The sequence below is a fragment of the Corynebacterium faecale genome, from assembly GCF_030408735.1.
GTDB lineage: Bacteria > Actinomycetota > Actinomycetes > Mycobacteriales > Mycobacteriaceae > Corynebacterium > Corynebacterium faecale.
The window spans coordinates 1,238,375-1,251,173 of the sequence record NZ_CP047204.1; the positions used below are offsets into that span (position 1 = coordinate 1,238,375).

General features: G+C 59.7%; 15 protein-coding genes. All 15 read left to right on the forward strand.

The genetic code is table 11. The features are described from left to right. The 15 genes from prmC to CFAEC_RS05755 all read left to right on the forward strand — a co-directional run bounded on the left by prmC (position 1) and on the right by CFAEC_RS05755 (position 12,798). On the forward strand, positions 1-837 hold the full coding sequence (gene prmC / locus CFAEC_RS05685) for a peptide chain release factor N(5)-glutamine methyltransferase (RefSeq protein ID WP_290279560.1): 837 nt from the start codon (positions 1-3) through the stop codon (positions 835-837). A gap of 55 nt (positions 838-892) precedes the next feature. Next, on the forward strand, positions 893-1,543 hold the full coding sequence (locus CFAEC_RS05690; protein WP_290279561.1) for an L-threonylcarbamoyladenylate synthase: 651 nt from the start codon (positions 893-895) through the stop codon (positions 1,541-1,543). Next, positions 1,544-2,695, forward strand: a complete 1,152-nt coding sequence (locus CFAEC_RS05695; protein ID WP_290279562.1) for an MraY family glycosyltransferase — start codon at positions 1,544-1,546, stop codon at positions 2,693-2,695. Between the two features lie 99 nt (positions 2,696-2,794). Next, positions 2,795-3,250: a Cg1360 family ATP-synthase-associated protein gene (locus CFAEC_RS05700; RefSeq protein ID WP_290279563.1), complete on the forward strand. Its 456-nt coding sequence runs from the start codon at positions 2,795-2,797 to the stop codon at positions 3,248-3,250. 673 nt (positions 3,251-3,923) lie between these two features. After that, positions 3,924-4,736, forward strand: a complete 813-nt coding sequence (gene atpB, locus CFAEC_RS05705) for a F0F1 ATP synthase subunit A (protein WP_290279564.1) — start codon at positions 3,924-3,926, stop codon at positions 4,734-4,736. 133 nt (positions 4,737-4,869) lie between these two features. Next, on the forward strand, positions 4,870-5,115 hold the full coding sequence (locus CFAEC_RS05710; protein WP_290279565.1) for an ATP synthase F0 subunit C: 246 nt from the start codon (positions 4,870-4,872) through the stop codon (positions 5,113-5,115). Between the two features lie 29 nt (positions 5,116-5,144). After that, on the forward strand, positions 5,145-5,717 hold the full coding sequence (locus CFAEC_RS05715) for a F0F1 ATP synthase subunit B (protein ID WP_290279566.1): 573 nt from the start codon (positions 5,145-5,147) through the stop codon (positions 5,715-5,717). A gap of 5 nt (positions 5,718-5,722) precedes the next feature. Continuing rightward, positions 5,723-6,538 carry a F0F1 ATP synthase subunit delta gene (locus CFAEC_RS05720; protein WP_290279567.1) on the forward strand — a complete coding sequence of 272 codons (816 nt, stop codon included), beginning with the start codon at positions 5,723-5,725 and terminating at the stop codon, positions 6,536-6,538. A gap of 58 nt (positions 6,539-6,596) precedes the next feature. Beyond that, complete coding sequence (gene atpA / locus CFAEC_RS05725) at positions 6,597-8,237, forward strand: F0F1 ATP synthase subunit alpha (protein WP_290279814.1); 1,641 nt, start codon at positions 6,597-6,599, stop codon at positions 8,235-8,237. Between the two features lie 62 nt (positions 8,238-8,299). Next, entirely contained in the window at positions 8,300-9,283 is a 984-nt protein-coding gene (locus CFAEC_RS05730) for a F0F1 ATP synthase subunit gamma (protein ID WP_290279568.1), read from the forward strand. Positions 9,284-9,286: 3 nt separating this feature from the next. Next, positions 9,287-10,732, forward strand: a complete 1,446-nt coding sequence (gene atpD, locus CFAEC_RS05735) for a F0F1 ATP synthase subunit beta (RefSeq protein WP_290279569.1) — start codon at positions 9,287-9,289, stop codon at positions 10,730-10,732. 11 nt (positions 10,733-10,743) lie between these two features. Then, entirely contained in the window at positions 10,744-11,118 is a 375-nt protein-coding gene (locus tag CFAEC_RS05740) for a F0F1 ATP synthase subunit epsilon (RefSeq protein ID WP_290279570.1), read from the forward strand. A gap of 185 nt (positions 11,119-11,303) precedes the next feature. Then, on the forward strand, positions 11,304-11,777 hold the full coding sequence (locus CFAEC_RS05745) for a DUF2550 domain-containing protein (RefSeq protein WP_290279571.1): 474 nt from the start codon (positions 11,304-11,306) through the stop codon (positions 11,775-11,777). A 25-nt stretch (positions 11,778-11,802) separates the two neighbouring features. Continuing rightward, on the forward strand, positions 11,803-12,495 hold the full coding sequence (gene nucS / locus CFAEC_RS05750) for an endonuclease NucS (RefSeq protein ID WP_290279572.1): 693 nt from the start codon (positions 11,803-11,805) through the stop codon (positions 12,493-12,495). An 18-nt stretch (positions 12,496-12,513) separates the two neighbouring features. Beyond that, positions 12,514-12,798, forward strand: a complete 285-nt coding sequence (locus CFAEC_RS05755) for an Rv1322 family protein (RefSeq protein WP_290279573.1) — start codon at positions 12,514-12,516, stop codon at positions 12,796-12,798. Position 12,799: the final 1 nt, after the last annotated feature.

Genomic DNA, 12,799 nt, shown 5'->3' on the forward strand with positions numbered 1-12,799 from the left:
ATGCGAACCCTCGGGGAAGCACTGCGCGACGCCACCGACATCCTGCAACAGGCTGCGGTGGCGTCGCCACTTAATGATGCCCGCCTGATCGCCGCACATCTCCTTGGTTGCGGTCCGCTCAATGTGGCCCTGCACATGCGTGATGAGGTGCCGGCAGGTTTTGATGAGGCGGTCAGCCGCCGCGCGCAGCGTGAACCGCTCCAGCACATCCTGGGCAGTGCGCCGATGGGCGCACTCGACCTGCATGTCGGCCCCGGGGTTTTCGTTCCCCGGCCCGAGACCGAGGTGCTCGCCGATTGGGCGGTGCGGCGCGGTCGGGGCGTCGATAAGCCTGTTGTTGTTGACCTGTGCACCGGTAGCGGCGCGCTCGCCGCTTATCTGGCCCATGAGCTTGTCGACGCCCGGGTCACCGCGGTCGAGCTTGATCCGGGGGCCGCGGCGTGGGCGGCGCGTAACTTCTCCGAATTCACGCCAGGTGTGGAGCTGGTCATTGGTGATGCCACCGATGCCACTGTGTTGCCTGACCTGCATGGTCGGGTGGACATTGTGGTGTCCAATCCGCCCTATGTCCCGGAGACCGGGGATCTGGAACCTGAGGTGTACCGTGATCCCCACATGGCTGTTTTCAGCGGTGCCGGCGGGATGGATGTGATCGATGAGATGGTCCATCTGATCTTCAACCTGCTCAAACCCGGGGGAGTGATGGGTGTCGAGCACGATGACACCACCTCAGAACTCGTCCTGGACGTATTCACCCGCCACGGAGGGTTCACCGACGTGGCAGTACTCAACGATCTCACCGGTCGGGCGCGCTTTGTCACGGCGAGTAAGCTGTGACTCTGGGTTTTTAATTACTTTCCATCATCCGTATTTTTCTTCTAGGAGCACCACAGTGAGCAGAATCTATGACTGCGCCGACCAGGAATCCCGCGCAGCCGGCCTGAAGGCAGCTGTTGACGCGGTCAAGGCCGGTCAGCTCGTTGTCCTACCCACGGATACCCTCTACGGACTGGGCTGCGACGCTTTCAATAATGAGGCCGTGGCCAACCTGCTGGCCACCAAACACCGGGGTCCCGACATGCCGGTACCCGTGCTGGTGGGCAGCTGGGACACCATCCAGGGTCTGGTCCAACACTATTCCGAGCAGGCCAAGACCCTCGTGCAGGCCTTCTGGCCGGGTGGGCTGTCCATCATCGTCCCGCAGGCGCCCAGCCTGCCGTGGAACCTCGGTGACACCCGCGGCACCGTGATGCTGCGCATGCCGCTGCACCCGGTGGCCATCGAACTGCTGCGGGAGACCGGCCCCATGGCGGTATCCTCCGCCAATATCTCCGGACATCAACCACCGAGCACGGTGACTGAGGCACGCCAGCAGCTCAACCAGAACGTTTCCGTCTATCTCGATGGCGGGGAATGCGCGATCGGCAAGCCATCATCGATCATCGACATCTCCGGTGAGCGCCCCAAGCTCCTGCGGGAGGGCGCTATCAGTGCAGAACGCATCGGCGAGGTGCTGGGGGTGACGGCGGAGAGCCTGCGCTAAATGGGAGCCGGTTTTGCGGGAATCCCGCTGCGCGAACTGGGGCTGGTGATCCTCGTTGCCGCCGCAATCACGTATCTCACCACAGGCATCATCCGCACCCTCATGGTGCGCAGTGGTCGCCTCAATGAGATCCGTGACCGCGATGTGCACACCATGCCCAAGCCCCGCCTGGGCGGAGTGGCCATGTTCAGTGGCTTCCTCGGTGCCGTTTTCCTCGCTGACCAGCTTCCAGCCTTGACAAGAGGCTTCATGCCCATCACCCCGGAGATGCACGCTGTCATCTGGGCGGGATTTGTCATCGTGGTGGTGGGGGCGCTGGATGATCTCTTTGATCTGGATGCGATCACCAAACTGGTCGGCCAGATCGTGGGTGCTGTGACCATGAGTCTGTTGGGCCTGACCTGGACGATTCTGTATTTCCCCTTCGGTGGGGGAACCACTCTGCTTCTGGATCAGGTCCAGTCCACCATCCTGACCACGCTGTTCACCGTGGCGCTGATCAACGCACTCAACTTCGTGGACGGGTTGGACGGATTGTCCGCCGGGGTGGGTATGATCGCCGGCGCTGCCATCCTGGTGTTCTCCCTGACCATCCTGTTCGACCAGAACGGAGCGGTCTCCGCTTACCCGCCGGCCATTATCGCTGCCGCACTCGTGGGTATCTGTGCAGGTTTTCTCCCGCACAACTTTGAACCGTCCAGAATCTTCATGGGGGACAGCGGTTCGATGCTGATCGGGCTGCTGCTGGCTGCGGCCTCCACCTCCGCCTCGGGCAAGATCAACATGGGCCTCTACGGCACCGTGGACCTGATCGCGCTCATGTCACCGATCATCGTGGTGCTGGCTGCGGTGGCGGTGCCACTGTTGGATCTGGTGATGGCTGTGGTCCGCCGCCTGGGCAAGGGCACTTCCCCCTTCTCCCCGGACAAGATGCACCTGCATCACCGCCTCCTGGCGATCGGGCACACCCACAGGCGTGTTGTCCTGGTTCTCTACATGTGGGTAACGGTTGTCGCCTTCGGCGCGGTGAGTTTCTCCATTGTTCCGCCCCTGTATGCGCTGGGCGCCACCGTGTTCGGCTTGATTGTGGCCACGGTGCTCACCACCGTGCCCCTGGCGCGTGGCAAGAACGTGCCCAGGCACCGAAAATAGCTTGTCTATCCAGCTCTGATACTTGATTACCGCTCAGGTGGACAGGTGGGCCAGTTGGTATTCTTGTTTCCCCCGGCCAACCCGGTAGGATTTCCCGACGTGACCAACGAACAGCCCCAGACCTCAGAAACCCCAATCGCACCGGAGAAGTCCGAGTTCGACGACCACCGTCGCCCACTCCAACGAGCTGTGAAATTCGGAACCATCGCACTGATCGTGATCACGGTGATCTCACTGGCCGTCTGGGGAGGCCTGCGTGATCTCCCCGGAATCTGGGGTGTTCTCATCGGCGCGGCCCTGGGTGGGGGATTCGTTCTGCTCACCGCACTCAGTGTGCTGATCACCTCCAATACTGATGCCGCGACCACCGGCGCCATTGTTCTGGGCAGCTGGCTGTTGAAGATCGTGGTGTTGGTCATTGTCCTCGCGGTTATCCGCGACATGGAGTTCTATGACACAGTGGCGCTTTTCGTCACGGTGATTCTGGCGCTCCTCGTGGTCCTGGCTGTTGAAGTGTGGGGAGTCATCACCTCCAGGGTCACCTACATCGGTTAATCCTCCAGCAAGCGCCAGGCTCCCCGGTTTCCATCCGGGGAGCCTGGCGTTCTTTTTGTGCAAGGGGGTGGCGATAATGGTGAACCGTACGTTCTGGATGTCCGCTTTTGCTCGGTGTGGCCTTACGGCGGGGTTGAACTGCCACCCTTCTTTCGCTGCCCGCGGGGGAGTGGGCGGACTGAATCACCATGATGTGGTTTCCGTTTCCAACGCGACTTTCCATGGGGTGGGAACTGGTGATCCTTTAGTGGATTGACCAGCATAATCCTGGCAGCGAAATCATAAGATCCTGTTAGGTCATGGGTGGGTAGTTACCCCCGTTCGGCAAGGAAACACCCTCTGTGACGCACCTAACAGGACATGAAACCTCCCGCTCACACGGTATTTCCGCGGGAGGAACACTGCGTAACCCACGTTCCCCCCGCCCCGCTTGGATAAAAGCGTAAATCACCTGTTAGTCTATTACGCGGGTTGAACCGTAGAGCCCTTGAAGGCAGCAGACATTTGCCGGAGAGAGTTTCCACGGACCACGTCCCCTGTAATCGTTGCGCAGATGTGCGACGGAGTCCGTGACGGTTACAGCGAGTTTTTCAGACGTCCATCGCACCGTGCACTAACCCACGCGTGCACGGCCCGAACACGGGAGAGAACGCTGAGCGTTACAACACTGTCCATGAAGGGTGAATTCCACGCCCCGAACTTGGACGACGAATTTTTCCCGGGGCACGTAACCGATAGTGGCGAAGTTGTGGACATGCTGTTCACTGATTTCGCCAATGGTTGGTTCGCACTTGATCGCCTGATGCTTGTCCGTCTTCTGATGGCAGCCATCGTGGTGATCTTTTTCCTTTGGGCTATGCGTAAGCCGAAGCTCGTCCCGCATGGCGTCCAGAATTTTGCAGAGTATGCACTCGATTTCGTCCGCATTCACATCGCTGAGGACATTCTCGGAAAGAAGGAAGGCCGCCGGTTCCTGCCGGTTATCGCCACCATCTTCTTTGCGACCCTCATGATGAACCTTGCGACGATCATTCCGGGTCTCAATATTTCGCCCAACGCCCGAATGGGTATGCCACTCGTAATGGCGTTGGTTGGTTACATTGCGTTTATCTACGCAGGTTCCAAGCGATACGGATTCTTCAAGTACGTGAAGTCTTCGATTGTGATCCCGAATATTCCACCACTTCTTCATATCCTGGTGGTTCCAATTGAGTTCTTCTCGACTTTCATCCTGAGGCCAGTAACCCTGGCGCTGCGTCTTATGGCCAACTTCCTGGCCGGTCACCTCATCCTGGTTCTGCTGTACTCCGCCACGAACTTCTTCTTCTGGCAGATGAACGGCTGGACCGCGATGTCCGGTGTGACCATCATCGCGGCGATCCTCTTCACCGTTTACGAAGTGATCATCATCTTCCTGCAGGCGTACATCTTCGCTCTGCTGGTTGCGGTGTACATTGAGCTCTCGTTGCATGCGGATTCTCATTAGATGAAACACAAAGGCCGTCGAATGGAGCCCCGAATGGGGCGACAACGGCGGGCGGACCACACGGTCAACTGAATAACCCCACTTAACACCTCTTAGCCCAGAACCCTGGGCACCAGAAAGGGAACGACACCTCATGAACGAAATCATCCTGGCTCAGACCGAGACTGTTGCAGCAGCTGCAGACTTCCGTGCTGTCGGTTACGGCATCGCCACCATCGGCCCTGGCATCGGCATCGGCATCCTCGTGGGCAAGGCCCTCGAGGGCATGGCTCGTCAGCCTGAGATGGCCGGCCAGCTTCGTACCACCATGTTCCTGGGCATCGCCTTCGTTGAGGCCCTGGCACTGATCGGTCTCGTTGCCGGCTTCCTCTTCGTTTAATCAGCTAACTAACCGAAAGCTGGTAAACCATGGCGAATCCTATCTACCTCCTTGCGCACGCTAACGCGGATGCCCTCCCTCTGGAGAGCGGCAACTCCATTCTGCTGCCCAAGGCATATGACATCGTCTGGTCCCTCATCCCGTTTCTGATCATCCTGCTGATCTTCTGGAAGTTTGTTCTTCCGAAGTTCCAGGAAGTCCTGACCGAGCGTGAGGACCGGATCAAGGGAGGCATTCAGCGTGCCGAGGCCGCACAGGCCGAGGCGAAGTCTGCCCTTGAAAAGTACAACGCACAGCTCGCTGAGGCTCGCACCGAAGCTGCTGAAATCCGTGAGCAGGCGCGCGAGCGCGGCAAGCAGATCGAAGCAGAACTGAAGGCGAAGGCCGACGAAGAGAGCAACCGCATCATCGAGTCCGGAACGAAGCAGCTTCTGGCACAGCGCGAGCAGGTCGTTAACGAACTGCGCCGCGAAATGGGTCAGAACTCGATCAACCTGGCCGAGCACCTTCTTGGGGATCAGCTCTCCGAGAACGTTAAGCGCTCCGGCACCATTGATCGTTTCCTCGCCGACCTCGACACTGTGGCACCGAACGGAAAGTGAGCGACATGCACGCAGCGAGCCGTGAGGCACTAGCAAAGGTATCGTCCGATCTGGACACTGCCCTCAAGGCAGATAACGCCGTAGCAGTAGCCGCCCAGGCCGGAACCGAGCTGTTCGACGTCGTCGAGGTTCTCGACGGCGACCGCGGTCTGCGTGTCGCAGTGGCTGATTCCTCGAAAGACGCGCAGCAGCGCGTTGGCCTCATTGAGGCTGTGTTCGGTGGAAAGGTTTCCCAGGTCACTCTCGAAATCCTCAAGGATGCCGCAGACCAGACCTGGTCAACCCCACGCGAGTTCCGCACCGGACTCGTAAAGCTTGGCCGCCAGGCCCTCCTCCGCTCTGCGGAGCTGCAGGGTCAGCTCGGCCGGGTCGAGGACGAGCTGTTCCGTCTCAGCCGTATCCTTGATCGTGAAAGCCAGCTGACTCAGCTGCTCTCCGATCGCACACAGGACTCGGCTACCCGTCGCGATCTCCTGGCCAAGGTGCTGTACGGCAAGGTGGCAGCTGTCACCGAAGCCCTCGCACTTCAGGTCATCGGTCGCCCGGAGAACAATCCGATTGATGATGTTGCCGCACTGGCAGCCACCGCAGCTGAGCTGCAGGGCCTTTCAGTGGCACACGTCGTCTCCGCGGTTGATCTCAACGATGGACAGCAGCAGGCGCTGGCTGAAAAGCTGGGACGAATTTACGGTCGTGCGATGAGCATCCACTCCGAGGTTGATACCAGCCTCCTCGGTGGCGTGGTCATCCGCGTCGGAGACGAAGTAATTGACGGAAGCACCTCGGGTAAGCTCGAGCGACTCCGCGCAACCTTCGCTTAAGACACGACGAATTAGACAATAAGTAATGCTGGAAGAAACAACCGAGAGCAGGAAGAACATGGCGGAGCTGACGATCTCCTCCGATGAGATCCGTAGCGCGATTGCGAACTACACCTCGAGCTACTCCGCGGAGGCCTCCCGTGAGGAGGTCGGCGTGGTTATTTCGGCCGCTGACGGTATTGCCCAGGTTTCGGGCCTCCCGTCTGTTATGGCGAATGAGCTCCTGGAGTTCCCGGGCGGCGTCATCGGCGTCGCACAGAACCTCGAGGCCGACTCCGTCGGTGTCGTGGTCCTGGGTAACTACGAGCTACTGAAGGAAGGCGACCAGGTTCGTCGTACGGGAGACGTTCTGTCTATCCCCGTCGGCGAAGATTTCCTCGGTCGCGTCATCGACCCACTTGGCAAGCCCATCGACGGCCTTGGTCAAATCACAGCTGAAGAGGACCGCGTCCTCGAGCTTCAGGCACCTTCCGTGCTTGATCGCCAGCCTGTTGAAGAGCCAATGGCCACCGGCATCAAGGCTATCGATGCGATGACCCCAATCGGTCGTGGTCAGCGACAGCTGATCATTGGTGACCGTAAGACCGGCAAGACCGCGGTCTGCATCGACACCATCCTTAACCAGAAGGCCAACTGGGAGACCGGCGACAAGACGAAGCAGGTTCGCTGCATCTACGTCGCAATCGGTCAGAAGGGCTCCACCATTGCAGCCCTGCGCAAGACCCTCGAGGAGCAGGGCGCTCTGGAGTACACCACCATCGTGGCGGCTCCTGCCTCCGACGCTGCCGGCTTCAAGTGGCTCGCACCATTTGCCGGCGCTGCTCTCGCCCAGCACTGGATGCACCAGGGCAACCACGTCCTGGTCATCTACGATGATCTGACCAAGCAGGCAGAGGCCTACCGTGCCATCTCCCTGCTGCTGCGTCGCCCGCCGGGCCGCGAAGCATACCCAGGTGACGTCTTCTACCTGCACTCCCGTCTGCTGGAGCGCGCTGCGAAGCTGTCCGATGAGCTCGGTGCCGGTTCCATTACCGCGCTGCCGATCATTGAGACCAAGGCCAACGACGTCTCCGCCTTCATTCCTACCAACGTGATTTCCATCACCGACGGTCAGGTATTCCTTGAGTCCGACCTGTTCAACCGTGGTGTCCGTCCGGCGATTAACGTCGGTATCTCGGTCTCCCGTGTGGGTGGCGCAGCTCAGACCAAGGGTATGAAGAAGGTTGCCGGTTCACTCCGTCTGGACCTGGCTGCTTACCGTGACCTCGAGGCATTCGCCACCTTCGCTTCTGACCTGGACTCCGCGTCCAAGGCTCAGCTCGAACGTGGCCAGCGTCTGGTTCAGCTGCTCATCCAGGCTGAGAACGCACCTCAGTCCGTTGAGTACCAGATCATCTCCCTGTGGCTCGCAGGCGAAGGCGTCTTCGACAACGTTCCCGTCGAGGATGTCCGTCGCTTCGAAACCGAGCTGCATGAGTACCTCAGCTCCAACACCTCACAGGTGTACGAGCAGATCGCCGGCGGCGCTGTGCTGTCCGACGAGTCAAAGGACGCGCTTCTTCAGGCTTCCGAGCAGTTCAAGGGCAGCTTCCAGACCACCGATGGCACCCCTGTCATCAACGAGCAGGATGTCGAAGCACTCGACGCCGGCCAGGTCCAGAAGAACCAGCTCACCGTTTCCCGCAAGGTCGGCAAGTAGTAGCAGGCCGAGAGCCTCATACAACATGACTGACCAAGCAACTGAAGGGAGGCGTTTGAACCATGGCAACAATTCGTGAATTGCGTGACCGAATCCGTTCGGTCAACTCAACCAAGAAGATCACCAAGGCTCAGGAACTGATCGCCACCTCGCGCATCACCAAGGCACAGGGTCGCGTCGCGGCTGCTGCGCCGTACGCAGAGGAGATCCAGCGTGTGCTGGAGCGTCTCGCGTCGGCCAGTACCCTCGATCACCCGATGCTGCGTGAGCGTGAAGGCGGCAAGCGAGCCGCCGTGCTGGTGGTCTCTTCTGACCGCGGCATGGCTGGTGGCTACAACCACAACGTATTCAAGAAGGCTGCGGAGCTGGAGAAGCTCCTGGCTGGAGAAGGTTACGAAGTGGTTCGTTATGTCACCGGTAGCAAGGGCGTGGGCTACTACAAGTTCCGCGAGGATTATGTTGCGGGTGCCTGGACCGGATTCTCACAGGATCCGGATTGGGATGCCACCCACGACGTGCGTCGTCACCTGATTGATGGCTTCACGGCCACCGCTGATGGTGAGGCAAAGTTCCGCGACGGACTGAATGTGGATGAAGGCCAGGGAATCCAGGGCTTCGACCAGGTTCACGTGGTTTACACCGAGTTCATTTCCATGCTGACTCAGCAACCGGTAGTGCTTCAGCTGCTGCCGATTGAGCCAGTCATCGAAGACGAAATTTTCGTACAGGGCGAGAGCGCACTCACCGATTCCGGTGCGGGCGACATCGAACCTGACTACGATTTCGAGCCGGACGCGGACACTCTGCTTGAAGCACTGCTTCCGCAGTATGTTTCTCGTCGGTTGTTCTCCATCTTCTTGGAAGCAGCCGCAGCGGAGTCCGCTTCACGTCGAAACGCGATGAAGTCTGCAACTGACAACGCAACGGAACTGGTCAAGGACCTTTCCCGAGTGGCCAACGCGGCTCGTCAGGCACAGATTACCCAGGAAATCACAGAGATTGTCGGCGGCGCTGGTGCGCTGTCTGACAGCGGAGAAAGTGACTAGATTATGACTACAGCTCTTACAGAGCAGAACGCACAGCTGGCAGCTACTGCCGGTCGTGTCGTGCGTGTCATTGGCGCGGTCGTCGACGTGGAGTTCCCCCGCGGCGAGCTGCCGGCACTGTACAACGCACTGACTGTCGAGGTCACCCTCGAATCAGTCGCCAAGACCGTTGTCCTCGAGGTTGCTCAGCACCTCGGCGACAACCTGATCCGTACCATTGCAATGGCACCTACCGACGGCATGGTCCGCGGTGCGGCTGTCGTTGACTCCGGTAAGCCAATCTCCGTTCCAGTCGGCGATGTTGTCAAGGGCCACGTGTTCAACGCCCTCGGCGACTGCCTCGACGAGCCGGGCCTGGGTCGCGATGGCGAGCAGTGGGGAATCCACCGCGAGCCACCGTCATTCGACCAGCTCGAAGGCAAGACCGAGATCCTCGAGACCGGCATCAAGGTCGTCGACCTTCTCACCCCTTATGTTAAGGGTGGAAAGATCGGTCTGTTCGGTGGCGCCGGTGTCGGCAAGACCGTTCTGATCCAGGAAATGATCACCCGTATCGCCCGCGAGTTCTCCGGTACCTCGGTATTCGCAGGCGTCGGCGAGCGTACCCGTGAGGGCACCGACCTCTTCCTCGAAATGGAAGAGATGGGCGTTCTCCAGGACACCGCTCTCGTGTTCGGCCAGATGGACGAGCCACCGGGAGTCCGTATGCGCGTGGCGCTGTCCGGTCTGACCATGGCGGAGTACTTCCGCGATGTGCAGAACCAGGACGTGCTGCTCTTCATTGACAACATCTTCCGTTTCACCCAGGCAGGTTCCGAGGTGTCCACCCTTCTGGGTCGTATGCCTTCTGCCGTGGGTTACCAGCCAACCCTGGCTGATGAGATGGGTGTTCTTCAGGAGCGCATTACCTCCACCAAGGGCCGTTCGATTACGTCTCTGCAGGCCGTTTACGTCCCTGCCGATGACTACACCGACCCAGCCCCTGCTGCGGTGTTCGCCCACCTGGATGCCACCACCGAGCTTGACCGCTCGATCGCATCCAAGGGTATCTACCCAGCTGTGAACCCACTGACCTCGACTTCTCGTATCCTCGAGCCGTCGATTGTTGGCGAGCGTCACTACGAGGTCGCCCAGCGCGTCATCGGTATTCTGCAGAAGAACAAGGAACTCCAGGACATCATCGCCATCCTCGGTATGGACGAGCTGTCTGAAGAGGACAAGATCACCGTGGCCCGCGCCCGTCGTCTCGAGCGCTTCCTCGGTCAGAACTTCTTCGTCGCGGAGAAGTTCACCGGCCTGCCTGGTTCCTATGTGCCACTGGCTGACACCATCGACGCTTTCGAGCGCATCTGCAACGGCGACTTCGACCACTACCCAGAGCAGGCCTTCAACGGCCTGGGTGGCCTGGACGACGTCGAAGCTGCTTACAAGAAGCTGACCGGAAAGTAAGGTAGAGACACATGGCTGAAATCACCGTTGAACTGGTGTCTGTTGAGCGCATGCTCTGGTCGGGTCAGGCCAGCATTGTGACTGCTCAGACCACCGAGGGTGAGATCGGCGTGCTGCCCGATCACGAGCCGATGCTCGGCCAGTTGGTCGAGAACGGTGTCGTGACCATCCAGCCCACGGACGGCGACAAGCTTGTTGCCGGCGTCCAGGGTGGATTCTTCTCCGTATCCAAGGAAAAGGTGACGATCCTCGCGGACTTCGCCGTCTGGGCACATGAGGTTGATTCCGCATCTGCCGAGGCTGATCTGAATTCGGACGACGAGCTGGCCAAGGCACGTGCCGAGGCCGGGCTGCGCGCGGTCCGCCGCAGCAGCGAAGGTCTCTAGTACCCTTTCGTTTAGCTGATGTACGCCCGCCCGGGGCTGGATATCCTCCAGCCCCGGGCGGGCGTTGTCTTTTGCTTCTCGACGTCCAAGCCAGGCTGTCCCCATGCATTGTTTTTGATTACCCTTCTTTGTGGGTAGGATCAACTAAAACCTTTTAGCTTGTTGCAGGGAGGACACACTACGCCGTGGAATATATTATTTGGGCCCTGGTGATCATCGCGGTTCTCGCTGTCATGCTGGCTGCCTGGCGGTTTTTCACACTGCGTTCCCGGGGGACCACGGTGATTCTGCGTGAACTACCGCAGAGTGGGGTCCATGGCTGGCGTCACGGATCTCTGCGCTACAACGGAAATGACCTGGAGTATTTCAAGGTTCGTTCCCTGTCGCCCATGGCCAACATCATCTTCAACCGCCTTTCGGTGGAGCTCCTCGATCGACGTGAGCCCACAACCGAAGAGGCGGTTTTCATGTCTGATGGAACCCGGATCGTGCGGATCAGGTCCAAGGAGAAGGAGATTGAGATCGGACTGGATTCCCATGGTGAGATGGCCATGACCGCGTGGCTGGAGGCGGCACGCGATGTGCGCGCGGAGCATACGCTCACGCCTGCTGATTTCCTGCGCAAACAGAACCGGAATGGCACCCAGCGGGACCGGTGATAATCCGGTTGGTTATTGTAGGGGCATGCGTCTTGTCATCGCCCGTTGTTCTGTAGATTATGTCGGCCGTCTGGAAGCCCATCTTCCGATGGCTGATCGCCTCCTGATGGTCAAAGCTGATGGTTCAGTGTCCATCCATGCTGATGACCGGGCCTATAAGCCCCTCAACTGGATGACTCCACCGTGCACACTCACGGAAACCCCCATCACTGATGAGGATGGGGAAGAGGTTGGTGTGCATCTCTGGGTGGTGGAGAATAAGAAGGGTGAGCAGCTGCGGATCACAGTGGAGAAGATCCACTCGGAGCTCTCCCATGATCTGGGCGTGGACCCGGGCCTGGTGAAGGACGGGGTGGAGGATCATCTCCAGGTGTTGCTCGCTGAGCACATCAACACCCTCGGTGAGGGGTATACGCTTATCCGTCGGGAGTACCCCACGGCGATCGGGCCGGTGGATATCCTCTGCCGTGATGCGGATGGTCAGACCGTGGCTGTGGAAATCAAGCGCCGCGGAAACATCGACGGGGTGGAGCAACTCACCCGTTATCTTGAGCTGCTCAACCGGGATGAGCTTCTCAGGCCGGTGCAGGGTGTGTTCGCGGCCCAGGAGATCAAACCCCAGGCACGCATTCTGGCGGAGGACCGCGGCATCAGGTGTGTCACCCTGGATTATCAGGCCATGCGTGGCATCGAGTCTGATGAGCTCAGGCTCTTCTGATCAGGAGAAGGGTAGTTCATGCCACGCCGGAACAGAAGAGAGAAGGCCGCACCCCGCGATTTACCTCGCGATGGTGCGGTCTATTGGGGCACCCAGGTCCAGGAGGGGCCCAGCTGGTCATTCGGTGAACCCTATATGGTTCGCCAGATGGGCAGTTCAGCGGCCACCAAATTCTACGTGTGCCCGGGGTGCAATCAGAATATCCCACCGGGCGTAGCGCATGTGGTGGCGTGGCCCCGCGATGCGGGGGGCCGTGCAGACGACCGCAGACATTGGCACAAGGCCTGCTGGTCGCGTCGATAAG